At 31.8% G+C, this 26,389-nt stretch carries 25 protein-coding genes and 1 pseudogene; 1 reads left to right on the top strand and 25 read right to left on the bottom strand.

From position 1 onward, the window contains the following. The 21 genes from CD116_RS06680 to cmk all read right to left on the bottom strand — a co-directional run bounded on the left by CD116_RS06680 (window position 1) and on the right by cmk (window position 20,762). Window positions 1-972, bottom strand: coding sequence for a biotin--[acetyl-CoA-carboxylase] ligase (locus tag CD116_RS06680; RefSeq protein ID WP_047549337.1), 972 nt, complete (start codon window positions 970-972; stop codon window positions 1-3). Further along, window positions 959-2,161 (bottom strand): CCA tRNA nucleotidyltransferase, encoded by a 1,203-nt coding sequence (locus tag CD116_RS06675; RefSeq protein ID WP_047549372.1) that lies wholly within the window; start codon window positions 2,159-2,161, stop codon window positions 959-961. The genes CD116_RS06680 and CD116_RS06675 overlap by 14 nt, the downstream gene beginning before the upstream one ends. Window positions 2,162-2,165: 4 nt before the next feature. Then, entirely contained in the window at window positions 2,166-3,308 is a 1,143-nt protein-coding gene (gene bshA, locus CD116_RS06670; protein ID WP_047549334.1) for an N-acetyl-alpha-D-glucosaminyl L-malate synthase BshA, read from the bottom strand. 234 nt (window positions 3,309-3,542) lie between these two features. Beyond that, window positions 3,543-3,860: a nucleotide pyrophosphohydrolase gene (locus CD116_RS06665; RefSeq protein WP_047425569.1), complete on the bottom strand. Its 318-nt coding sequence runs from the start codon at window positions 3,858-3,860 to the stop codon at window positions 3,543-3,545. A 336-nt stretch (window positions 3,861-4,196) separates the two neighbouring features. After that, window positions 4,197-4,877: a zinc metallopeptidase gene (locus CD116_RS06660; RefSeq protein WP_001827022.1), complete on the bottom strand. Its 681-nt coding sequence runs from the start codon at window positions 4,875-4,877 to the stop codon at window positions 4,197-4,199. A 71-nt stretch (window positions 4,878-4,948) separates the two neighbouring features. After that, window positions 4,949-5,536, bottom strand: coding sequence for a DUF1405 domain-containing protein (locus CD116_RS06655; RefSeq protein ID WP_047549330.1), 588 nt, complete (start codon window positions 5,534-5,536; stop codon window positions 4,949-4,951). Continuing rightward, window positions 5,526-6,101 carry a YpiB family protein gene (locus CD116_RS06650; RefSeq protein WP_047549327.1) on the bottom strand — a complete coding sequence of 192 codons (576 nt, stop codon included), beginning with the start codon at window positions 6,099-6,101 and terminating at the stop codon, window positions 5,526-5,528. Before CD116_RS06650 ends, CD116_RS06655 begins: the two co-directional genes overlap by 11 nt. A gap of 13 nt (window positions 6,102-6,114) precedes the next feature. After that, complete coding sequence (locus CD116_RS06645) at window positions 6,115-7,359, bottom strand: tetratricopeptide repeat protein (protein ID WP_047549324.1); 1,245 nt, start codon at window positions 7,357-7,359, stop codon at window positions 6,115-6,117. A 6-nt stretch (window positions 7,360-7,365) separates the two neighbouring features. Next, complete coding sequence (gene aroA, locus CD116_RS06640; RefSeq protein ID WP_047549320.1) at window positions 7,366-8,664, bottom strand: 3-phosphoshikimate 1-carboxyvinyltransferase; 1,299 nt, start codon at window positions 8,662-8,664, stop codon at window positions 7,366-7,368. A 9-nt stretch (window positions 8,665-8,673) separates the two neighbouring features. Further along, window positions 8,674-9,738, bottom strand: coding sequence for a 3-dehydroquinate synthase (aroB, locus tag CD116_RS06635; RefSeq protein ID WP_047549317.1), 1,065 nt, complete (start codon window positions 9,736-9,738; stop codon window positions 8,674-8,676). 25 nt (window positions 9,739-9,763) lie between these two features. Next, a complete protein-coding gene (aroC, locus tag CD116_RS06630; RefSeq protein WP_047549314.1) occupies window positions 9,764-10,930 on the bottom strand; it encodes a chorismate synthase in 1,167 nt (388 codons plus the stop codon). 389 nt (window positions 10,931-11,319) lie between these two features. Beyond that, window positions 11,320-11,520: a hypothetical protein gene (locus tag CD116_RS06625; protein WP_047529441.1), complete on the bottom strand. Its 201-nt coding sequence runs from the start codon at window positions 11,518-11,520 to the stop codon at window positions 11,320-11,322. Between the two features lie 156 nt (window positions 11,521-11,676). After that, complete coding sequence (ndk, locus tag CD116_RS06620; protein ID WP_047529439.1) at window positions 11,677-12,126, bottom strand: nucleoside-diphosphate kinase; 450 nt, start codon at window positions 12,124-12,126, stop codon at window positions 11,677-11,679. Between the two features lie 91 nt (window positions 12,127-12,217). After that, window positions 12,218-13,177: a polyprenyl synthetase family protein gene (locus CD116_RS06615; protein WP_047549311.1), complete on the bottom strand. Its 960-nt coding sequence runs from the start codon at window positions 13,175-13,177 to the stop codon at window positions 12,218-12,220. A 1-nt stretch (window position 13,178) separates the two neighbouring features. Next, on the bottom strand, window positions 13,179-13,904 hold the full coding sequence (locus tag CD116_RS06610) for a demethylmenaquinone methyltransferase (protein ID WP_047425588.1): 726 nt from the start codon (window positions 13,902-13,904) through the stop codon (window positions 13,179-13,181). A 2-nt stretch (window positions 13,905-13,906) separates the two neighbouring features. Then, window positions 13,907-14,479, bottom strand: a complete 573-nt coding sequence (locus tag CD116_RS06605) for a heptaprenyl diphosphate synthase component 1 (protein ID WP_047529435.1) — start codon at window positions 14,477-14,479, stop codon at window positions 13,907-13,909. 756 nt (window positions 14,480-15,235) lie between these two features. Then, window positions 15,236-15,508 (bottom strand): HU family DNA-binding protein, encoded by a 273-nt coding sequence (locus tag CD116_RS06595; protein WP_001043863.1) that lies wholly within the window; start codon window positions 15,506-15,508, stop codon window positions 15,236-15,238. A gap of 170 nt (window positions 15,509-15,678) precedes the next feature. Next, complete coding sequence (locus CD116_RS06590) at window positions 15,679-16,677, bottom strand: NAD(P)H-dependent glycerol-3-phosphate dehydrogenase (protein WP_047425592.1); 999 nt, start codon at window positions 16,675-16,677, stop codon at window positions 15,679-15,681. A gap of 16 nt (window positions 16,678-16,693) precedes the next feature. Then, on the bottom strand, window positions 16,694-18,004 hold the full coding sequence (gene der, locus CD116_RS06585) for a ribosome biogenesis GTPase Der (RefSeq protein ID WP_000165527.1): 1,311 nt from the start codon (window positions 18,002-18,004) through the stop codon (window positions 16,694-16,696). Window positions 18,005-18,232: 228 nt separating this feature from the next. Continuing rightward, a complete protein-coding gene (gene rpsA, locus CD116_RS06580; protein ID WP_047549308.1) occupies window positions 18,233-19,408 on the bottom strand; it encodes a 30S ribosomal protein S1 in 1,176 nt (391 codons plus the stop codon). Window positions 19,409-20,102: 694 nt separating this feature from the next. Next, window positions 20,103-20,762, bottom strand: coding sequence for a (d)CMP kinase (cmk, locus tag CD116_RS06575; RefSeq protein ID WP_047529429.1), 660 nt, complete (start codon window positions 20,760-20,762; stop codon window positions 20,103-20,105). Between the two features lie 76 nt (window positions 20,763-20,838). Here cmk and CD116_RS06570 point away from each other — a divergent pair, with 76 nt between their 5' ends. After that, a complete protein-coding gene (locus tag CD116_RS06570; RefSeq protein ID WP_047529426.1) occupies window positions 20,839-21,807 on the top strand; it encodes an asparaginase in 969 nt (322 codons plus the stop codon). A 109-nt stretch (window positions 21,808-21,916) separates the two neighbouring features. On the opposite strand, the gene ypdA is transcribed toward CD116_RS06570, so the two are convergent. The 4 genes and pseudogenes from ypdA to CD116_RS13885 all read right to left on the bottom strand — a co-directional run. After that, complete coding sequence (ypdA, locus tag CD116_RS06565) at window positions 21,917-22,903, bottom strand: bacillithiol disulfide reductase YpdA (protein ID WP_047529424.1); 987 nt, start codon at window positions 22,901-22,903, stop codon at window positions 21,917-21,919. Between the two features lie 414 nt (window positions 22,904-23,317). After that, the gene (gene ebpS / locus CD116_RS06560) at window positions 23,318-24,739 is read right to left on the bottom strand and encodes an elastin-binding protein EbpS (protein WP_047549305.1); all 1,422 of its coding nucleotides are present in this window, start codon (window positions 24,737-24,739) and stop codon (window positions 23,318-23,320) included. Between the two features lie 152 nt (window positions 24,740-24,891). Further along, window positions 24,892-26,271, bottom strand: coding sequence for a RecQ family ATP-dependent DNA helicase (locus CD116_RS06555; protein ID WP_047549302.1), 1,380 nt, complete (start codon window positions 26,269-26,271; stop codon window positions 24,892-24,894). Beyond that, a pseudogene (locus CD116_RS13885) lies at window positions 26,261-26,389 on the bottom strand (helix-turn-helix domain-containing protein); the annotation flags it as partial. The pseudogene CD116_RS13885 and the gene CD116_RS06555, both read right to left, overlap by 11 nt.

Here is a 26,389-nt window from a genome sequence, read left to right as displayed (position 1 = left end):
TTAAAAATCTATATCTGCACTAATTAAACGGTGTGATTCACCCGCTTCATCTCTAACAATTAGATAGCCATCGTAATCTAAATCAATTGCTTGACCTTTAAACTGTTTGTCATTTTCTGTAAATTGTAATGTTCTATTCCAAATGTTTGAAGCTACAATATATTCATTTCGAATTTCAGAAAACGGTAACGTTAAAAATTGATTATATCTCTTTTCAATTTCCTGAAGTAATTTCTCTAAAAATTGATATCTATCTAATTTATTTTCACCATGTAATTGTATACTTGTTGCTCTATGTCTAATACTTTCATCAAAATCTTCTATTCGCTGAGTCAAATTAATCCCAATACCACATATAATTGCTTCAATACCGTCATTATTTGCTACCATTTCGGTCAAGAAACCACAAACTTTTCCATCACCAATATATATATCATTTGGCCATTTCACTTTAACTTCATCTTTACTAAAATACTGAATGGCATCTCGTATGCCTAAAGCAATAAATAAATTAAATTTAGATATCATTGAAAAAGCAACATTGGGTCTTAAAACAACCGACATCCATAATCCTTGGCCTTTCGTAGAACTCCAATTTCGATTGAATCGGCCACGTCCTTTGGTCTGTTCGTCACTTAATATAAAAAATGATGAATGATTGCCTACAAGTGACTTTTTCGCAGCAAGTTGTGTTGAATCTATTGAATAATATACCTTACTAAAATTAAATAGTGCTGAGTTTTGTGTATATTGATTAATAATACCTTGATACCATACATCTGGTAATTGTTGTAATAAATGACCTTTATGATTCACTGAATCAATTTTACATCCTTCTAATTTCAATTGATCAATTACTTTTTTAACCGCAGTTCTTGAAATATTTAGTGATTCAGCAATAGTTTGACCAGATATGTAATTAGGCTTACTTTTATATAATAATTGAAGTACATCTTGACTATATTTTGACATGATTATCCACCCATTTCAAAATTTCAGTTTCTTTGTTATTTACTTTACCTGTTACAATCGCTATCTCAATTTGTCTTAGCACATCTTTTAACCATGGACCACTTTTTTTATTTAAGTGCGACATTATCACGCCACCATTTATATTCATTTCTTTCCTATTATTCATAGGTAATTGATGGTTAATTTCATCAATCGTTTGAAGGTTAACTATTAATGGTTCATGTCCTTGAATATCATTTGCCTTTAACACGTCTGCTGCAACCATTACATTTTTAATGAGATTCGTATCATAATCATAAACAAACATTTTTAATTGTTCTTTGGTAATAATACTTGGTAATGCATTCATAATTTGAATATATTGATTTATATCTTTTACTTGTCGGTTACTTAGCTTTAAAGGCTTTAATGAGTAATTAATATCAAATTTAACTGACACTATAGCAATCAACAATTCTAAATCAATTGGTTCAGTCACATTAATTTGATTCATATCAAGATGTTCGAAATATGGCATATAATTAAATGCTTTCAGCGATTTTAAATGATTAAAACTCTCTTCAACATTAATACCTCGCATTAATTTAGTTAGTTCAATCACTATACGCTCAATTGATAAAAATTTAATATCTGCCATTTGTGTACGCATCGCTTCAAATGTTTCCGTTGCAATATCAAATGATAATTGTGACTGGAATCTTAAACATCGAATCATACGTAAAGCATCTTCTTGGAATCGTTCCTCAGCTATACCTACAGTTCTTATTATTCGATTATTAATATCTTGTTGACCATCAAAATAATCATATAATTTGTATGCTGTATCCATTGCTATCGCATTCATCGTGAAATCTCTTCGTTGCAAATCTTCGTATAAATCACGAACAAATGTAACACCACTTGGTCTACGGTGATCGACATAATCTTCTTCAGCCCGGAATGTTGTCACTTCATAATTTTCATCATTAAAAACTACATTTATCGTGCCATGTTCTTTACCTACAGGTATCGTATGTCTAAAAATCATTTCTATTTCATCTGGCGTTGCACTTGTTGTGATATCTATATCATGAATATTTCTTCCCATGACATAATCTCTTACTGAACCACCTACATAATATGCTTCAAAACCATTGTCTTGAATTTGTTCTAATATAGGTCTTGCCTGTTCAAATAGTGATTTATCCATTTTATTACTCGCCTTCATTTTTACTTTTATCATTTAGCATCTTTTTATAAAAATACTCATATTGGTCTGTAATGAGTTCTGAACCAAAGCGTTCAGCAATATCTTCAAGCATATTTTTTTGAAGTTTTTTGTATAATGCTTTATCTTGAAGTAATTGTATAGCATATTCACTTGCAGCATCACTGTCTCCTACATCAACGACAAAACCAGTTTCGCCATGTTTAATGACCTCTTTGATACCACCTGCATTTGAACCAATTGGCACTACTCCCGTCTTCATTGCTTCAAGTAATGTTAGGCCAAAACTTTCCTTTTCACTTAACAGTAACACTAAATCAGATAATTGATAAAATTCACTTACACAATCTTGTTTTCCTAAAAATAAAATATTCTCTTCTACGTTTAACTCTTTCGTCATTTGACGCATTGGCACTAATTCAGGACCGTCTCCAAGTAAAAGTAATTTACTAGGTATTTTTTCACGTACTTTTGCAAATGTTTCTATAATAGTATCTATGCGTTTTACTTGTCTAAAATTCGATACATGTATTAACACTTTTTCATCTGGTGCTATACCAAATTGTGATTTTAATGCTGTGTTATGTTTAGTTGGAAACTCATTTTCACGTACAAAATTATAAATCGGTATAATTTCTTTGTTTGTTTCGATAATTTCATGTGTTTCTTGCGCTAAAGATTTACTCACACTTGTCACAATATCACTTTTTTCAATGCCAAATTTAATTGCACCTTGGAGTGAATGATCATAGCCCAAAACAGTAATATCAGTACCGTGTAGCGTTGTCATAATTTTTATATCTTTACCTGACATCTCACGAGCTAAAATCCCACAAATTGCATGAGGTACAGCATAGTGCATATGTAACAAATCAAGATCATATTCTTTGATAACTTCAGCAATTTTAGTACTTAACGTAATATCATACGGTGGATATTGAAATACTGCATATTGATTCACTTCAACTTGATGAAAAATCATATTCGGTAATGGTTTTCTTATTCTAAACGGGATATTTGAAGTGATAAAATGTACTTCGTGACCTCGCTCTGCTAATTTAATTCCTAATTCTGTGGCAATAATTCCAGAACCACCCATGGACGGGTAACATGTTATACCTATCTTCATTCGCTTGCCCATCCTTTCTATTTCTATATATTATTAATAATCGTGTCATTTTGATATTTATCTTCAAATTCAATATTAATAGGCTCGTTAGCTTTATATTTCATGATGCATCATAATTTATACTTAGCAATATTTTAAAAACTAAAGCGTTTTATCTTTCTGTAACGCAATTCAAACTAACATTCGTCTTAGAAACGCTTCTGATTTTTCATAAAGCGGCTAATGTATCAATGTCTATTTACGTTCAAAACGATTTTTATCTCGTGTATTAAACTTTTCCATTGTTTCATTAAAGCTCTCTGTCATATCTATTCCCATTGAATTCGCTAAACATAACAACACAAATAAATTATCACCTAATTCTGCTTTAATTGTATTTGCTTCCTCTGTTTCTTTTTTCTTTTTTTCACCATAGGTATGATTTATTTCACGTGCAAGTTCGCCCACTTCTTCAGTCAATCTAGCTAAGTTAGCTAATGGTGAAAAATATCCTGTTTTAAATTGTCCAATATATTCATCAACTTCACGTTGCATTTCTACCATTGATTTCATTTCTACGTTCTCCTTATATTGCATTTCTAATATAGTATATATCAATTTGAAGTCTCATGCATGTTTAGTGCAATCTACTGACTCTAGCTAAACTAGATGACAAGTTGTTTATTTTAGAAGTTTAATAATTCAGTTTATATAAATGTAATGCATTCCTAACTAAATTAAATCAATTGAAATTGGGATTATAACTTTATGATACGTAACACTACAATAAAATAATATAGTGAATAATCTACCATTAGAAAAATAAGCACAAAAAAACTAGCAACCACACAAAAATGTGATTAGCTAGTTAATAAGTGTCTAATTTAAGTTAATTGTTAATCTATAAGATTAATCACTTGAACGCGCAATCAAAATAATACGTACAAGCTCTGCTACAGCGACAGCAGTTGCTGCAACATAAGTCATTGCTGCTGCAGATAATACTTTACGCGCATGTTTGTATTCCTTTTCGTTTACAATGTTCAATGCCGTAATTTGTTTCATCGCTCTTGAACTCGCATCAAACTCAACTGGTAACGTAACAATTGAGAATAATACCGCTAATGACATTAAACCAGCACCAATCCATAAAGCAGTTGAACCAAATGCACTACCTATCGCTGTTAAGATAATACCTAACATGATGATCATATAACTTAATGAACTCCCTAGGTTTGCAACAGGTACTAATGCTGCTCTGAATCTTAAGAACCAATATCCTTGGTGATCTTGAATGGCATGACCAACTTCGTGGGCTGCAATTGCAGTTCCAGCAACTGATGGTCTGTCATAGTTTGCAGGAGATAGTGAAACAACTTTCTTTTTAGGATCGTAATGATCTGTTAAGAATCCTTCACCTTTAACAACTTCGACATCATAAATACCGTTTGCATGTAAAATTTCTAATGCAACTTCACGACCCGTTTTACCACTCGTTGATCTAACTTGTGAATATTTCTCATAGTTAGATTTAACTTTGTGTTGTGCCCATAAAGGAAGCACCATTAATATTACGAAATAAATTATCATAGTAAAAATTGAAGACAATAAACTCACTCTCCTTTATAAATATTTTACTGTCATTTGCCGTTTTTATCAAATCATTTACACTTTAATAATTTGTTTAATTCAATATAAAGCAAAAGTCCAAAAACACTCAGACAACATGATAATACACCAATTTGCCACACATGTGTAGTTATAAAATCATAATATGGAAATTGAAGGTGAAAATAGTCAATATAATCATTCAAAAATACCCAAGTCATCGCTACACTGATTCCAATCATAGAACGTCTAAACCTAGGATAGAAGTAGATTGCCTGAACAGCCATTATACTGTGGGAAAACATTAATACCAGGCCATTTACTGAAATATCACCTTGTTCAATAATAAATAATATATTCATAATAACTGCCCAAATCCCATATTTGAATAATGTTACAAATGCCAGTGCATCGATAATACTATTTTGTTTTTGGATTAATATCAATGAGATAGAAATAACTAAGAATAATATTGCAGTTGGGCTATCTGGAACAAAAATCTTAAACTGCCACGGCGTATGACTTAATTGTTCACCATACCATATATAACCATAAATCATCCCTAATATATTACAAATGAGTAACATCATTAACCAAGAACGTTGATAAAGTGTATATTGCCAAAATGTATTAATCGTCATCTGCTAAGTCCTCAAATTGATTATGTTTATTTACTAGCTTGAGTGTATTTAAAATTTGCGTTAGTTGATAAAAACGTTGCTTTTCATTCATCTGTAAACTTAAATCAATATTATGTAGCAAGTAATCTATTAATAACGCATGTTTATGACGATCTATAGACATACTATTTAAATCATGAAGATAAGTTTGATAGCTGGGTGATTCCGTTAGTTGAGCAACTATTAAATCATCTAGTCTTTGCTCACGCTTTGACACGTTTGCGAAGTGAATTTGAATATCAAAAGCACAGTTATGATTAGCAATATAATCAAATATTTCATTTGTATTCATTAACTTTATATTATGCTTAGTAAATTGAATTGCAGAAGCGTGACTTCCCACTTCTGCAATTTCTAATGTTTCATGATGATTAATTTTTGTATCTACAAAATGAATGTTTGCCAACTTCGTCTCATTCACTTTTATATAGTTAAGCACCCAAACTGTAATACGCGACTTAAATCGATATTGAAAAAGTAAATATTCAATAAAACTTTCTTTAATTTGATTGAGTGTCTCTGACATCAAATACCCCATTTTAAGATTGCAATCTTGATAATTCATCATGCCAATTTTCATTACTTGGTTCTAGTTCCAACAATTGATTTAAAATAGTAATTGCTTGTTCCTTTTGACCAGTTTCAATTAAATAGAAATAATAATCACTCATAAAATCAATATTTGTTTTCATTGTTGGATATGCTAATTCAAAGAAATGTTGAGCTTCTTTATCTCGCTCTTCTTGACCATAGGCGAACGCTAAATGCCACATGAATGTAGGATCCAAATCTTCTTCATCTACATATGTTAATAACTCAATGATTGCTTCATAATCTTCTTCATTACGATATAAATCACTTAAAATCAATAAAGGTTCTTGGTAAGCATTATCAACCTCTAATGCTTGTTTTAACAATAATACACCTTCATTAGCATCGCCGTGTTCTATTTCCAAACATCCAGTTGTATACATTAACTCTTTATAAAATTGACTTAGTCGTAATCCTTCTTTACCCGTTTCAATGGCATCTGGATAATTTTTTTCATTTTCATATAATGATTGTAAATACAAGTAGCCTTGAATATAATCAGGATCTTTAGAAAGTAATGTAGTCATTATTTTAATTGCTTCTTGAGTGATGTCATTTTTATCGTAAGAAACAGCTTTTTTGAAATAATCTTCAGACGTCATTTCTTCTTCATTAATTTCATCATATAAACGAATTGCATCACTATAGTTACCACTTTGTAAACTACAATCTGCCATACGAGAGAATAAGTTTACACCATTAACTTGATATTCACCAGTTTCTAAAACAGTTTCGTATTCAGAGGTAGCACGTAAATATTGACCATCATAATATAACATTTCAGCCAACGCAAAATGGATTATTGGATCATTTGGCTCTAGTTCAAGTGCTTCTTGTAATTTATCAATAGCAACTTCCATCATATTAATTTGTTGATATAAATCTGCTTCTAACATTAATTTTTCAGGCGATGGTTCAACATAACTTAAATATTCTAATGCTTCATCTGTCTGATTTTCAGACATTAATCCTTCAATAAAATAGATAAGTAATTCACTTTCATCTGGATATTTATGATATAACACGCGGAATACTTCTAAGCCTTGAGGCATTAATCCGAAATTATAAAGTGTTTCTCCTAGAATAAATAATGCATCATCGTTGTCAGTCGTTATTGCTTCATTAACACGAGAGTCTAAATTTTCTAGTTTTTGTAGATTGATATCGTCTATTAATTTATAGATATCTTCCATATTGTATTATCCCTCATTTTCTAAAAGCTTTAATTTTGGTAAAAATCCTGGAAATGATACATTAACTGCATCAAATTGTTTAATTTTAATTGGTTCACTTGACAGTAAAGATGCAACAGCAAGCATCATCCCTATACGATGATCAGTTAAACTATCGACTGTTGCATTTGTTTTTAACTCAGATGGATGAATAATCAAACCATCATTTGTAGGTTGCAAGTTAAAGCCTAATAAATTCAACATATCTGCCGTAGTATCAATTCTATTTGTTTCTTTCACTTTTAATTCCTCGGCATCTTTAATCATACTCGTTCCAACTGCTTGTGTACAAAGTAATGCAACTACAGGTAATTCATCAATTGCTTTTGGTACTATTTCACCTTCAATTGTAATAGGTTGAAGCATCGGTGTGTATTGTACACGAATAGATGCAGTAGGTTCTGCTCCAGTTGTTTCATTGAATAACTGAATATTGCCATCCATTTTTTTAACAATGTCAATAATACCTGAACGAGTAGGATTTATACCAACATTATGAATTGTCACGTCACTAGCTGGCGTGATTAGTGCAGCTACAATAAAGAATGCTGCTGATGAAATATCGCCAGGTACATGAAAATCTGCTGGTTTAATATATTGAATGGCATCAGCTGAAGTTGTAATTGTTAAGCTGTCAGTTTCAATCGGAATATTAAAATGTTTGAACATTGTTTCGGTATGATTTCGACTAACATCTAACTCCTTTATTACTGTTGTTTCATTTGAAAACAAACTTGCAAATAAAATGGCACTTTTTACTTGTGCGCTTGCAACTTCCATTTGATAATTTATGCCTTTTATGACAGATGGCTTTATAATTAATGGAGTATAATTATCTTCAACACCTTCAATATTAGCATCCATAAGTTTCAATGGTTTTAAAACACGATCCATAGGTCTTTTACCAATTGATACATCTCCAGACAAAACACTTTCAATACCTAAACCACTTAACAAACCAGCTAATAATCGAGTTGTTGTACCAGAGTTCCCAGTATATAAAACTTGGTGAGGTATTTTAAAGGCTTTATATCCAGGTGAATTCACAACCAATTTATCTTCCTCTTCTTTAATATCTACGCCTAATAGTCGGAATATATCTATTGTACGACGACAATCTTCACCAAGTAATGGTTTATAAATATTGGAAGTTCCTTCAGCTAAAGATGCTAACATGATTGCTCGATGTGTCATTGACTTGTCTCCAGGTACTTCAATTTCACCTTTAAGTGGTCCTGAAATATCGATAATTTGTTCACTTACCATTTACTTCACCTACTTAAAATATGTTTTTAGTTGTTCGCACGCATGTTGCAGCGTCGTTTGATCGATGTGTTGTACTACAATATCTCCAAATTCTTTAATCAACACCATTTGAACACCTTGTTTATCATTCTTTTTATCACTTAGCATGTACTGATACAACGTTCCGAAATTTATGTCAGTTATTATTTCTAAAGGATAACCTAGTTTCGTTAAATAATTAATATAATGTTGGATATCATGGTTTGAATTGAACAATGTGTTTGCAACAATAAATTGGTATATTATGCCTATCATTACGGCATGACCGTGTGGTATTTTATGGTTATATTCCACGGCATGACCAAATGTATGACCTAAATTTAAATACTTTCTAACACCTTTTTCTTTTTCATCAGCAACAACAATATCTAATTTTGTTTCAATGCCTTTAGTTATATATTTATCAATTCCATTTAATGATTGTAATGATGCACGATCTTTAAAATGTTGCTCGATGTCATTTGTAGCAGATTTACCATTTAATAAGGCATGCTTATATACTTCTGCATAGCCACTCAATATTTCATCAAATGGCAAAGTATTTAAAAAGTCCAAGTCATAAATTACAGCATTTGGACGATAAAATGCACCGATTAAATTTTTACCTTGCTTTGAGTTAATACCAACTTTTCCACCAACGCTAGAATCATGTGCTAGTATAGTCGTTGGCACTTGTATAAAGTGTACTCCTCGTAATAGTGTCGCCGCAATAAATCCAGCAAAATCACCAGTTGCACCACCACCAACAGCAATAATTACTGTATTACGCGTCACATGATGGGATAAAATATACTCCAATGTTTCTTGATATTGATTAAACGTTTTTGTATTTTCACCTGCTGGAATAATGACTTTATGTACATTTCCAAAAGATAAAATATCATTAAATTTATCAGCAAAATATTGATTTACATGCTCGTCAATTAATATAAAACTTTGATCAAACTGATGAATATAAGTGTTGATTTGTTCAATTGCACCATGTTCAACAAATATTGGATAATTGTTTGAAGGATACGTTGTTTGTAATTTCATAATCACACCTCAATTGTTCTCGTTGTTAAAATTCAATATTTAATTGTCTGCGTTCAGCAATTTGGTGTTGAAGTTGTTCAATGTGGTTTGATTGGAACTCTTCAAGCAATGCTTTCGCTATTTCAAATGCAACAACGTGTTCACACACTATACTTGCTGCAGGTACAGCACAACTATCAGAACGTTCAATTGTTGCCTTAAAGTCTTCTTTAGTATTTATATCAACTGAATTTAACGGTTTATATAACGTAGGAATAGGTTTCATTACACCATTTACAATAATTGGCATACCATTTGACATACCACCTTCTAAACCACCTAAATGATTAGAACCACGATAATAACCAATTTCACTATTATATAGAATTTCATCTTGAATCTCACTACCTGGCTTTTCAGCTGCTTTAAATCCTTCACCAAAGCTTACACCTTTAAAAGCATTTATGCTGACAACACCTTGTGCAATTTTACCATCTAACTTACGATCATAATGCACATAACTACCAACACCAACAGGCATATTTTCAACTACAACTTGAACGACACCGCCAATTGAATCTCCTTCATTTTTAGCTTCGTCAATTTTATCTCGCATTGCTTGTGCGATACTGTCATCAATTACACGAACATCATTACGATCAAGATTTGCTTTAAATGTTTCTGAATCATAAAAATCTTTATCTTTAATTCCGCCTATTTCAACAACACGACTGTATATATCGATATCTAACTGTTGTAATAACACTTTACATAAGGCACCGACTGCAACTCGAGCTGCCGTTTCTCTAGCAGATGATCGTTCTAGCACATTTCGTAAATCACGATGATTATATTTCATACCTCCAACCAAATCTGCATGACCAGGTCTTGGTTTTGTAATAGTACGTTTCATATTTTCACGTTCTTCTTCACTTATTGGTGCTGCTCCCATAATTTTTCTCCAATGTGTAAAGTCATCATTGGTTACAACCATAGTAATTGGGCTACCTAATGTATAGCCATTTCTAACCCCTGATACTATTTCTACTGTATCTTTCTCAATTTGCATGCGTCGGCCACGACCATAACCACCTTGACGCTTGAACATTTCTTTATTAATATCTTCAACTTTAATTTCTAAATTTGCTGGTATACCTTCGACAATAACTGTTAATTGAGGTCCATGTGATTCTCCTGAAGTTAGATATCTCATACACACTCGCTCCTTTCATACTTCCGCAATAACATTATAATATGTTGTTAATCTTATCACATTCATTGTGAATTCATAAACGTTTGTTTTCAAGCTTAATTAAGAAAATGGATGACATTCAGTTATAAATGTCAGAATTATCTTAATATTAAACGAACTAAAATTAATTATAATATATTCGTCTGTAGAAAAGTATCATGAATTTATAATACAGTTGCATCATATAATCATTAATTAAAAATAATTAGCCGTTTCAATATAATCGTATATCAACCTTAGTAAATAATATACTGACTACATTTCTTAATATGAAAGAATGACCTGTTAATTATTAATAAAGTTAATCAGTCCGTTTAAAAATAGTTTAGCCTATTAAATATATTTAAATGTTAGAGGTTCTTGTTATACTTCGACTTCAAAAATAAAATAAACTCTTTTAGTAATACATAAAAAATATAAATGAGAGTCAGTATAAAAATAATTTTTATTAAAGGATTAAGTGGTTTATCTAAAAATATAGCACCATATAATAATTCCATTGATTTTAAGAACATTAAAATCCCCAAAATAATTGAAATAATATTCTTCATTTTAACAACCCCTTCTTTCTGTTTAGTTTCATTTGATTAAGAATTTTACTACAACATAAAAAACAGGTCTTGTTATGTATAATCATAATGACTAACCACATAACAAAACCCTTTTTTACCTTTATAAATAAATCGTAAAGGTTTACAATCTATATTTTATTCATATAACCATGCATCACGTGGTGAAGCATAGCTTGTAATTTCATTTTCATTAAACCATAAATTAATTTCACGTTCGGCTGACTCTAATGAATCCGAACCGTGTATAATATTTCTACCAACAGTCAAACCTAAATCTCCTCTAATTGAACCGGGTGTAGCTTCAGAAGGATTTGTACTGCCAATAATATGTCTAGATACATTAACTGCATCTTCACCTTCAACTACCATTGCGAAGACTGGTGCTGATGTAATAAATGAAATTAAATCATTATAAAACGGTTTACCTTGGTGTTCGCCATAATGTGTTTCAGCAAGTTCCATTGGTACTTGCATTAATTTACCGCCAACAAGTTTAAGTCCTTTTCGCTCAATTCTTGATATTACTTCACCAATTAGATTTCTTTGTACTGCATCTGGTTTAATCATTAAAAATGTACGTTCCACTTTATGTATCCCCCTGTGTTTAATAGGTTTATGTATATTACTATTATATATTAACAGGTTGGTAAAGCGCTTTCAATACTTTTCATAAATACTAAGTGTTTCTTGAACCCATTTTTTTCGTTAAACTTTGTAAAAGTGATTTAGGGTGGCTATCTGGCAATTCATCAATTAAATTTAAAGCTTTCTTCAAATACTTTGTACTAACTGCTTTAGATTCATTAATAGTGTCAGATTTTCTAATAATTTGAATACATTCTTCAAATTCTTTACGATCGCTGTCACGTCGTAATTGTTCAATTTTCAATTTGAATTCTGGATTTTTTCTCATTTCTAATAAAATCGGTAATGTAATATGACCATTAAGCAAATCACTTCCGACCGGCTTACCTAATTTCTTTTCGGTACTAGTGAAGTCTAATACATCATCGATGATTTGGAAGCTCATACCTATATAATGACCAATCATTTTCAATTTTCGTACAGTCTCTTTATCAGATTGAGATGTAATTGCACCAACTTCTGTTGACAACTGAATTAACAGTGCAGTTTTACGATTAATACGTCTTAAATAGTTGATAATAGATTGCTGACTATTAAATTGATCTTGAAATTGGAATAATTCCCCTCGACACACATCTACAATTGATTCAGAAATCAGCTTATGCACTCTATTGTCTTCTACTGCCATTAAGTGTTCAAGTCCTAATGCCAATAAAAAGTTTCCAGTTAAAATAGCTGTTGTCTGATCCCATTTCTTTGATATGGTTAACTTACCACGGCGTTTATCACTCTTATCGATAACGTCATCATGAACAAGTGTTGCCATATGAATTAGCTCTAATGCGACTGCAACTTGATAAGTTTGTTCAGACGTTTGTTCATCTTCACCAAATTGGCTACTAAGAATCACAAAAGCAGGTCGTACGCGTTTACCACCAGAAGACAATAAATGTAAAGAAGCTTGCTCTAGAACAGAATCTTTACTTTTAATTGCCTTTTCAAGTCGTTGTTCCACTTTTTTAATTTCATTGTTCATGTTTAACTTTGCCACGTTAATCACCTTTGGAATTATCTTTTTCTTTATAGCCAAGGTGCATTGCAGCAACGCCACCTGTAAAGCTACGTACTCTTACATTTATAAATCCAGCTTTTTCGAACATTTGCTTTAATTCGTCTTTGCCTGGAAAATTAAATGTAGATTGCTGTAACCATTCATATTCTTCTTTTGACTTTGCAAATAACTTTCCAAATATCGGCATAACGAATTTAAAGTAAAGCGCGTATACTTGTTTGAATACTGGCAAAGTTGGTTGGCTCGTTTCAAGGCAAACTACCATACCACCTGGTTTAAGCACTCTATTCATTTCTTTTAATGCACCTAAATAATCTGGTACATTTCTCAAACCAAATCCAATCGTTACATAATCGAATGAATTATCTTCAAATGGTAAGTCCATCGCATCGCCATGAACAAGTTTAACATTTTCCATTGAAGCAGTTTTCTCTTTTCCTACTTCTAGCATATTTTCACTAAAATCAATACCTGTCACTTCGCCAGTTGGTCCAACCGCTTTACTTAGGGCTATCGTCCAATCTCCTGTACCACAGCATACATCTAAGGCTTTTGTACCTTTTCTTACGCCCATATCTTTCATGACGCGTTTTCTCCATACTTTATGCTGTTCAAAACTAATAATATTGTTTAATCTATCATATTTTTTGGATATATTTTGGAATACTCGATGTACTTGTTCTTTATTCGCTTTATTGTCAGCCATGCTTAATTACCTCTACTTTTCAAATAACTTTTTTGGATATCGTGTAAGTAACGTTTTACTTCACTTTGATTATATTTCTTGAAGTATGATGGATAGTAATCAGACATATCTTCAAATAAATAATTATATATTTTCGACTCATCAACAATGGTACCAAAATGAGAAATTGTAATATATGGAAAAAGTGTTTCAATCCTTACTATTGCTTGTGATATTTCATAATCACTCAGAGCTTGATGATGTAAAGATGATTTTAATTCATTGATTTCAACAATTGCTTTACTAATTTCATTTTGAAATGATAAATCATTGATTTCTGCAAGTAATGTATAAAAATGTGCACTAATTAAATCACCAATCAAAATTGAATGCTTAGATAAATGATTATAAGTAATGTCATCTAGGTGTCTCATTGATGTGTCAATTGTGAGGCATGCTACTTTGGCAACATCTGGAATATCATATGAATCTAGTAATGCACCTAATCTATGATTAATATTTATAGGTTCATACTCGGATACGCCATTTAATCTTTTTTTTATTTGTCTTTCCAATTTGCTTACAGTTGTTTCCATGTCTACACCTCACGATATTATCACTATTCATATTAACATTATATGTAAGAAATTAAAATCTTTTGAAGCATTAAGATTAGTAATCATTTTTATATTCCAATTTATAGAGAGATCATTTTATGTATATTTTACAATTCTATTTTTAATTATCGTTTTAGTAGTAACTTTTATGAACTCAATTGAACATCATTACCACTGTTTGATTTCTATCTTTATTTTTAAAATTCGTTCCTAAGACATAAATCAATGTCCTAGGCTCTAAAATGATCCATTGGCAGTAGTTGACTGAATGAAAATACACTTGTAACAAGCTTTTTCAATTCTAACCAATCTTACCGGCGGAACGGCCCCAAACATAGAGAATTTCAAATAGAAATTCTACAGACAATGCAAGTTGGTGGGCTCAAACATAATGAATTAGTTTTTCTATAGAAATTAGTATATCTTATGCATGAATTTTATTCATACATTCCTATTTTTATGTACACATTAGCCACAATCAATGTGTAAGAGCCACTACATAATAAATCATTAGTGTTTCTTTATCACTTCTGTCCCTCTACCATCTATGAAAATGAAATTCATATCTTTTAATCACATTTATTTGAATGTCAAAACAAACTCTTATTTTAATTTAACTCGAAATTAGATGGCTTACTTTTATTAGTTAATATCTTAAACTTTATACGTTTTTTCGTTTATTACAACTAATGAAGGCAAAATAAAAAGCCCTTATTCAGGGCTTTCTAAGTAAAATTATTTTACAGCATCTTTTAATGCTTTACCAGCTTTGAATGCTGGAACTTTACTTGCTGGGATATCAATTTCTTTACCAGTTTGAGGATTACGACCTTTACGTGCAGCACGTTCACGTACCTCAAAGTTACCGAAACCAATTAATTGTACTTTTTCACCTTTAGCAAGTGAGTTTTGGATTGATTCGAATACAGCATCTACTGCTGAACCAGCTTCTTTTTTAGTTAAATCAGCTTGTTCTGCAACTGCATTGATTAAATCTGTTTTGTTCATTAGACATTCACCTCCTGAGGTTTGATAATGATATGTTTATATCATTATGGTAAAACTTTAACACAAGCATTACATAAATCGCAATCATTTATGTGGCAAAAACGTTGAATTTAAGCCATTTCTATTCATTTTACGTAATAATTAGCTGTATATGTGTAATAATACACAATTTATTCAGATTTTTTATCGCGCTCCATTAAATCTTTTACGCATTCTTTTACAGAGATATTTTCAAATAACACTCTATATAAAGCATTTGTAATTGGCATATCTACATTCATTTCTTTAGCTAAATGATAAACCGATTTAGTTGTATAAATTCCTTCGACAACCATATTCATTTCAGATAATGCCTGATCCATTGATTCACCTTGACCAAGTTTATATCCTAATGTGAAATTTCTCGAATGTGTTGACGTACATGTAACAATTAGATCACCAATACCGCCCAAACCTAAAAATGTCATAGGATCTGCACCTAATTTTTCACCTAGTCTGCTGATTTCAGCTAAACCACGAGTCATTAATGCAGCTTTGGCATTATCACCATAGCCAATTCCAGCTACAATACCACTTGCTACAGCGATGATATTTTTCAAAGCACCACCAAGTTCAACACCTATCAAGTCATCATTCGTGTACACACGTAGATAATCATTCATAAATAAATCTTGCGTTAATTTACTAATATTTTTATCTTTTGATGAAGCTGCAACAGTAGTTGGTTGCTTGACTACAACTTCTTCCGCATGACTTGGCCCTGACAACACGCCAACACCTGCATTATATTCAGGTGAAATAGAATCTACAATCATTTCTGACACTCGTTTAAATGTGCCATTTTCAATACCTTTAGCAACATGAATAAATGTTTTCTTAGATGTCAACTTATCATTAATTTGAGTTGCAACTTCTCGCATTGCTTTAGTAGGTAAAGCCATTAAATAAATATCTGCAAATTGAATTGCTTTAGTCATATCTGACGTAGCATTGATGCTATCATCTAATTTCGCATATTTTAAATACTTTTTATTTGTATGGCATGTGTTTAATTCTTCAACAGCATCTTGATTTTTACCCCACATCAAAACATCATGTCCATTTTCAGCTAGTACATTAGCAAGAGCCGTTCCAAAACTTCCCATACCAAATACGGTGATTTTAGTCATAATTATCCCCCAATCATTAATTTCTCTTTCGAGCTATAATATGAATTGGCGTACCTTCAAATCCAAATGCAGCTCGGATTTGATTCTCTAAATAGCGCTTATAAGAAAAATGCATTAATTCAACATCATTAACAAATACAACGAACGTTGGCGGTTCAATCGCAACTTGTGTCGCATAAAAGACATTAAGTCTTCTACCTTTATCTGTTGGCGTAGGGTTCATCGAAATCGCGTCTGTAATAACTTCATTCAATGTAGAACTTTGAACACGTTTTTTATGATTTTCACTTGCTTCTTTAATATATGGGAATAATGTACGTAATCTCGTACGTTCTTTTGCAGATACAAAAGCAATCTGTGCATAGTCTAAAAATTGGAATTCTTTACGTACTTCATCTTCAAACTTTTTCATTGTTTTGCTATCTTTTTCAACTGTATCCCATTTATTAACAACGATTACTACTGCTTTACCTTGTTCGTGTGCATAACCAGCTACACGTTTGTCTTGTTCGATAATACCTTGTTCAGCATCGATTACTACAAGAACAACATTTGAACGTTCAATCGCTTTTAATGCTCTTAACACTGAATATTTTTCAGTTGATTCATATACTTTACCTTTTTTACGCATACCAGCAGTATCGATCAAAACATAATCTTGTCCATCATAACTATATTCAGTGTCGATTGCATCTCTTGTTGTTCCTGCAACATTAGAGACAATGACACGATCTTCACCTAAAATAGCATTTACTAAACTTGATTTACCTACATTTGGTCGTCCAATTATTGAAAGACGAATCGTATCTTCATCATATGGATCTTCTTCCTCTTCACCAAAATGAGAAACCACTGCATCTAACAAATCACCAAGACCTAAACCATGTGATCCAGATATTGGATATGGTTCACCAAAACCTAATGAATAGAAATCATATACATCTGTACGCATTTCCATATTATCTACTTTATTTACCGCTAATACGACCGGCTTTTTAGATTTGTATAAAATTTGAGCGACCATTTCATCGCTTTGTGTCAATCCTTCACGCACGTTAACCATAAAAATAATTACATCCGCTTCATCTATGGCGATTTCTGCTTGCGCTCTAATTTGTGTTTGGAATGGTGCATCACCAATTTCAATACCACCTGTGTCAATAATATTGAAATCATGTGTTAACCACTCACCTGAAGAATAAATGCGATCTCGTGTTACACCTGGCGTATCTTCAACAATCGAAACACGTTCTCCAACTATTCTATTAAAAATTGTAGATTTACCTACATTAGGCCTACCTACAATAGCTACTATAGGTTTAGTCATAAGCTAACTTCCTCTCTTTCTTATATCTTTTTAATAATATCACATGAGACTGTGTATTCAAAATGAGTTTATAATTGTGCTAAGAAAAATTATTATCAAAATATAACAATTCAAAATAACTAACTTTTTCTGTTCTTTTTCATTCATTACAAATATAGATAATTACAGAAAAATACTCCACATGTTTATCAAAAGCATGTGGAGTTCATCATAATAGTTATATTAAAATTATAATTTAAGATTTTTCAGCTTATCACCAATCATATCGCCAATAGTTGGATTGTCTTCACCTTCATTATCTAAGTATGCCTCAGTTGTTGCAGAATCACTTTCAATAACGTTTTCATTTGGTAATGTAGCTTTAATAGACAATGATACTCTCTCATTTTCTTCATCAATGCCTAAAATTTTAACGCTAACTTGTTGACCAGGTTCTAGCACTTCACCTGGCGAACCAATATGTTTATGTGCTATTTCTGAAATGTGTACAAGTCCTTGCACACCAGGTGCGATTTCAACAAATGCACCAAAGTTCGCTAATCTAACTACGACACCTTCGATAACATCATTTTCATTGAATTTCCCTTTAATGTTTTCGAATGGTGTAGGCAACGTATCTTTGATTGATAATGAAATACGCTCTGTATCTCTATCAATAGATTTAATTTTAACTTTTACATCTTGACCAATTGATACTACCTCTTCTGGTGTTTGAACATGTTCATGCGAAAGTTCTGACACGTGAACTAGACCATCAACACCACCGATATCAATAAATGCACCAAATTGTGTTAAGCGTGCTACTTTACCATCAATCACATCGCCTTCATTTAATGATTGTAATAATTGATTCTTTTTAGCGTCATTTTCTTCTTGTTCAACTGCTTTACGGCTTAAAATGACTCTATTATTTTCAGGGTCTAACTCTTCAACTTTAATGCGAATTGTTTGTCCATCAAATACAGAGAAATCCTCAATGAAGTCTGTTGAAATTAATGAAGCTGGTACAAAACCTCTTTGCCCTACATCTACAACTAAACCACCTTTAACTACTTCTGTAACTTTCGCTTCGATGATTTCGTTGCTATCCAATTTTTCTTGTAAATAGCTATAAGACTTTTCAGTTTCAAATTGTCTTCTAGATAAAATGTAAGCACCAGATTCATTTTCTTCATCAAACTCAACTTTAGTGACATACGCTTCAACTTCATCGCCCACTTTTACAACTTCACTTGGGCTATCAATATGATGCGTAGATAGTTGACTAATAGGTATAATACCGTTAAATTTACCACCGTTGATATGAACAACAACTTGTTTATCTTCAACTTGTTGCACTTCACCAGTGACTTTGTCACCTTCTTTAATATCGTTAATCATTGATTCATTGAATTCTTCAGTCATCTTGTTTGCCTCCTTATACACTACATATTTATAACATCTTATAAACTGACAGAATTGTCAAGAAATTCCACCTCGATTACATTTTGTGAAATAGTCATATACACAAATATGTCACTTTATCATATTCAATTCGTCATTTCGACAAATATTTTTTACAACCATTTTTGTATCAAGGTAATGCAGTTCGCTATGTTTATACATATTTTTTGTATAAAAATTAGCATAACTCATTATTAAGTTTAATAAGTCGTCATTTCATTGTTCTCTACAAAATATATTATAGTAAAATTTTATACTTTTATAAAACAAAAAGCCACACAATTAAGAAACTTTTACATTTTGTTAGTAAGAAGTGGGCATAGAAGGTATCATCCTATAATCATTACATTTGTTAATGGTAATAATAAGTCATTGCTAAATTGCACTTTAATATAGATAAATTTTAAAGCGGCGTTTGAATCTTGAAAAAATTAAAGAACATACCAATTTATGTATTTTTGTTAAGGCGATTCAGAAATAGTTTATACATCTGTTGCATTTCTAATAATCTTGATTAATTATAAAGTTTTATTTCTAGTATTGTCGTTATTCGTTTATAGATTAACAAAAAGCCATTTCTATTCAATTAGAATAAAAACAGCTTTTTCCATTCATCAAGGAACTTTAAATTTATTAATGTTAGCTTCGTAATTAATTAATTAATTTGATTAACCATCTCTAAAATTTCTTCTGTAACATCTTCGATTGATTTGCCAGTTGTATCTAATGTAACTGCGTCATCAGCTTTTCTTAGAGGTGAAATCTCACGGTTCATATCATATTGATCACGTGCTTCAATATCTCTTTTTAAATCTTCAAAATTAGATTCAATGCCTCTTAATTGATTATCTTTTAAACGTCTTTCTGCACGTTCTTCAACTGATGCAATCATATATACTTTTAAATCTGCATCTGGTAAAACTACTGTACCAATATCACGACCATCCATTACGATACCTTTTTCTGCAGCTAATTCCTTTTGTTTTTTAACAGCGAATGAGCGCACAGGTTCTTTAGAAGCTACGTATGAAACATGTTGCGTCACATCATTACTTCTTAGATAGTCTGTAACATCTTCGTTATCTAAAATGACACATTGACCTTTATCTGCTTTATAAGTTAAATCTAATGTTGTTTGGTCAACAAGTTTTGCAAAGTCCTCAGTTTTATTTAATTTTAAGTATTTGTATGTTAATGCACGATACATCGCACCTGTATCGACATAAATCATTGATAGTTCACTCGCTACACGCTTCGCAATTGTACTTTTACCGGCAGCAGCTGGACCATCTAATGCAATATTAATGGCTTTCATGCGTCATTTCCCTTCCTTGTCGTTTTATGAATAATATTTTATCATAATTAGGTAAACGAAATATAGGAGGAAATATATGAAACATCTACTTGTTATTCATACTGGTGGCACAATAAGTATGTCACAAGACCAATCTAATAAAGTAGTAACAAATGATATCAACCCTATTTCAATGCATCAAGATGTTATTAATCAATATGCACAAATAGATGAATTAAATCCTTTTAATGTTCCATCACCTCATATGACAATCCAACACGTTAAACAATTAAAGGATATTATTTTAGATGCAGTAACAAAAAATTTTTATGATGGCTTTGTCATCACACATGGCACTGATACATTAGAAGAAACAGCATTTTTGCTTGATTTAATATTAGGTATTGAAGAACCTATTGTCATCACTGGTGCAATGCGTTCATCAAATGAAATTGGTTCAGACGGTTTATATAACTATATTTCCGCTATTCGTGTAGCTTCTGATGAAAAAGCACGACATAAAGGTGTCATGGTTGTATTTAATGATGAAATTCATACAGCACGAAATGTAACTAAAACCCATACTTCAAATACTAATACTTTCCAAAGTCCGAACCATGGACCACTTGGTGTTCTAACAAAAAATTGTGTTCAATTCCACCATATGCCTTATCGTCAACCCGCCCTGTCAAATGTCAATGAATCTCTTAATGTACCGCTAATCAAAGCATATATGGGTATGCCTAGTGATATTTTTACTTTTTATAGTCGTGAAGGAATTAACGGGATGGTTATTGAAGCATTGGGACAAGGTAATTTACCACCAAGTGCATTAAATGGCATTAATCAATTAGTTAAACTAAATATACCAATTATTTTAGTTTCTCGTTCTTTCAATGGTATTGTAAGTCCTACATATGCATATGATGGCGGTGGTTATCAACTTGCACAACAAGGCTTTATTTTTTCAAATGGCTTAAATGGTCCTAAAGCACGTCTAAAACTATTAGTTGCTTTAAGTAATCATCTAGATACCGCTAAAATAAAATCATACTTCGAATTATAATTTTTGTATAAAAAAGGTCTATTTGCAATGGTTAGTCATCAACAAAGTTTGACATAATGAGCATGTCAATTATTGATGAACTAAACTTCTAGCAGATAGACCTTTTGATTTATGATTCTAACGGTGTTTGTTTTTTAGCGAGCATGCTTTGTGCGATAATACCACCGTGAAACTTACCATTTTCAATGAAAATAGTATTCGCATCATTTCCTGCTGCAATTACACCTGCGATATAACAATTTTCGATATTTGTTTCGTATGTTTCTTTATTATACATGGGTGCAGTTCCAAATTCATTTGTATTAATTTGAATGCCTACTGATTTTAAAAATTCATAATCAGGATGATAACCAATCATCGCAAATACATAATCATTGTGAATCGTCTTATTCTTACCGTTTACTTCATAAGTCAAAGTATCTTCAGTAATTTGTATGACATTGGCATTGAATTCCATGTCTATTTTTTCATGATTTACAAGTGCTGTGAAATTCGGAAGGATCCACGGCTTAATTGACGGTGAATAATCACCACCCCGATATAAAACTGTCACGTTTGCGCCAGCTTTTTCCAATTCCAAAGCAGCATCGATAGCAGAATTCTTACCACCAATAATAACAACATCTTGATCAAAATATGGATGTGCCTCTTTAAAATAATGGAACACTTTAGGTAAATCCGCACCTTCAACTTCTAATGTATTATGTTGACCATAGTAGCCTGTCGCGATTGTTAAAAATCGACATTCATAAACATCTTTCGTTGTCGTGATTGTAAATTTATTATCTATTTTTTTAACTGTTAATACTTCTTCGAATGCATTTACTTTTAATTGATGATGTTTCACAACTTCTCGGTAATAAACTAACGCCTGATTACGTCTTGGTTTACTTTCTTCAACGATAAACGGTACATCCCCAATACTTAATTTATCACTTGATGAGAAAAATGTTTGGTGTGTCGGGTAATTGTATATCGATTCCACAACATTACCTTTTTCTATAATTAAGGTATCAATACCCTTTCTTTTTTGTTCAATAGCCGCACTTAAACCGCATGGCCCTCCACCAATTATGATACTTTCTACTTTTTGCATTGTTTCGGCCTCCTTTAATCCCAAACTATTATAACAGTTCAATGATTATAGCGCTAAGTCTGTGCTTGAAGATTTATGATATATTTTCGACAATTAGTAGGTTTAAACTAAAATATTGTCATACATGTAATTGTCCACTTCATATTTTTTTGTAACATTTAGGAAAATAAGTCATAACATAATATTGATAATTCTAATTTGATATTTGAGCAATTACGTCAATTTTGTATATTTAATCTTTATTATCAGTAAACAGCAATAAAATAGACACTTATTAATGAAGTTAACTGAAAAACACTCTCTAAATCCTTACAAAAAACTGCTACATTACGATAAGTGATTTATAAGTAAATCAGGTTACTCTGAACTTACTTTAGATCACAAATGTGTATGTAGCAGTTGAATTGATATTAATTATGGAATAATAATTTGTTGACCATTTCTAATATTATTACCACTTAAGCCATTAGCACGTCTAATTTTTTCAACGTTTTCAGGTGAACCTGAACCATAGTATTGAATTGCGATTCGATAAAGGTTCTCTTGACCACTAACTGTATGCCTTTGTCCTCCGCCTTGACGTTGCTGTTGTTGGTTTTGATTTGCTTGTTGTTGATTTTGATTATTTTGCGTTTGGTTATTCGCTTGATTTGCATTATTTTGATTATCAGTTGTTGCTTTATCTTTATTATTATCAGATTTTGACTCGTCATTGTCTTTAGATTTCGATTTGTCTTTTGCAGAATCTGCTGAAGTTGCTTTATCCTTATTATCATCAGATTTGTTTTTGTTCGTATTTGCTATTTTATTTTCTTTCGTACCATTATTATGGTTGTTTAATGCCATACCACCAAAGATTGCTAACGCACCAACAATTAAAACGGCTGCAATTAATGGTAATAATACTTTCGTCATGCCGCCTTTTTTATGATCTTTTTCTTTATCTTGATGATCACGATGTTCATGATTATGGTTCGTTTGAGCAGAAGCTTGTTGTTTTGAAGCGGCATCTGCTCCTACTACACCAGCTGTACCAGCACCAACAGCGGCACCCTTTTTATTATTATGATCTTTTTCCTTATGTTTCACTTCATTATTTTCAGTAGACTTTTCAACACTATCTTTTTGATGATTTTGTTGTTCTTTTGCATGATTCTTAGCTTTTGATGCGCCACCAACTGCACCCGCAACTCCAGCTGTGCCTGCACCAATTGCTGCTGCTTTTTTACCATGATGATTTTCTTTTGTATCATCAGTTTTCGCTTCAACCGGCACGTCTTTACTATTCTCTGCTGATTCTTTTGGCTTATTATTATCAGTTGTAAAATGTGGTTTAGGCTGTTGTACTTTTTCATGATTGACATTGTTTGTCGCACTCTGATTTTTCTCATTAACTCGCGTTTCTTGAGCTTCCTCATGTTTCACAGGTTCTTCATTTGGTTCTGGATGTGATTTATCCAATGCAAATGCATTTTTAGTATAATTTGATTCTTCATTATGAGGCTTACTTTCGTGATGGCTAAATTCTTGATCCGAAGAACTATGTAATGATGATTCTTCTTGGCGATCATCTAACGTTCCAGCTTCATTTTGAACTTTGTCTTCAGTCACTTGTGACTCATGGTGGTCTTGTTTATTATGATTTGTTGCTAAATCACGACGTCTTTTTCTTCTTTGGGCATTTCTTGGCGGAAACTGTTGCTCCGTTTTCTCTGTTCTATCTTGATGTTCTGCTTCTGCTTGGTCTTTTTCAGCATCTTCCTTATAATCTTGATGTGAATTTGTGTCTATCGATTGACGATTTTTTTCAAAGTCATCTTTAAAATTATTAGACATAGCCATCTTCCTTTCTATTCTATTACAATGATTTTACATAAAATATACCCGTATGACACAAGTTTATGTATATTTTTCAAAATTATTTCAATCATTTTTCAATTGTGTATACACTAATTATAGCTTGTCAATTTTCTTTTAGTAAAGTAATACTATCTGGGAAATAAATTTTGCAACTTTTCTTCAAAACCGATACTTCTAATTACCTTTTTCTTATTTAAAGCCACTATATCCAACATATTCGAATCATTGTCACAACATCGATCTTGTGACGGTGGATATTCTCCGAAAAATTCTAATAAATACTTGCGCCTACATTGATCTAACTTACTGTATCCAATCATGCGAAAGAATCCTAGTTGTTTTCGCTTAAAAGATTGTTTAAATATCTGTTTCAAGGCGCTGATGCTATAGAATGAATGCAACGTTGTCAAAATGTCTTGTTTGTCTGGCGCTAAAAATTCTCCTATTTCGTAATTTTGCACATCTTCTTCTGTAATCATATCTGCAAATAATAATGTTTCTAAAATATATTTATCGTCTGGTTGGAATAAACTAATTGCCTGACTTGGTTCACCATCGCGACCCGCACGGCCAATTTCTTGAATGTAGTTAGAAGGACTCGTTGAAAGATGAAAGTGAATGATTGTTCGAATATCTTTTTTATTAATTCCCATACCAAAAGCACTCGTTGCGACTATGACCGGAATGTCATTATTTAAAAATTGCTGTTGAACTGTGTGTCGCTCTTGATAATTCATATCACCATGATAAATGCCTGTAAGGAACCCTGAATCATAGATACGTTGCGCTAAATTTAGACACATTTTTTTAGATGATACATAAATAATCGTTGGTCCCGATTGTTCTAAAAACGGAAGTAACCACTCAATTTTATCTTCGTCATCATGAAAATTAAGATGCTTAAAGCTTATGTTTGGACGATTCATTGTAGTTTTAATCACGTTAAATTGGATAGCTAACATTTCTTCTAAATCATTTTGCAAGTGTGGTGGCGCAGTTGCCGTCAAAGCTAAGACTACCGCTTCTTTAAAGTGCTTTGTCACTTTACCTATTAAAGCGTAATGTGGTCTGAAATCATATCCCCATTCTGATAAACAATGTGCTTCATCTAGAACGATCATGCCGAAATCTATTGTGGATATTAATTTAAAATTTGACGGTTGTAAAAGGAATTCGGGACTTAAAAAGATAAATCGACTATGCCGTAAACATTTAATATTATGCTTTTTCTCAATTTCATCCATACCAGAGTGAATACAGGCAACACGTTTTTCTCCATTTATTTTCAACTGCATAACTTGGTCATCCATTAAAGATATTAACGGTGAGATAATTAATGTCGGCTTACCTGATAAATACGTAGGTATTTGATAACACAAACTCTTTCCACTTCCAGTTGGAAGAATACCTAGAGTGTGTTGTTGAGACATTATACTTTCTATAATTTCCTGTTGTCCCGGTTTAAAACTCTCGAAGCCAAATTTGTTTCGTAAAATATCATGCAACATTCAGATCACCTCTTTCAAATCCAACGATTAATACTTTTAATTGAAAATATGATAACATGTCAAATTGTTCTTTATAAAATTTTAAACGTTCGCCACGATGTTGTTGATAAAAATTTAA

The sequence above is a fragment of the Staphylococcus schweitzeri genome, from assembly GCF_002902405.1.
Taxonomy (GTDB): domain Bacteria; phylum Bacillota; class Bacilli; order Staphylococcales; family Staphylococcaceae; genus Staphylococcus; species Staphylococcus schweitzeri.
The sequence above is the reverse complement of the archived record's forward strand: the minus strand, read 5'-3'. Positions and strand labels throughout refer to the sequence as shown.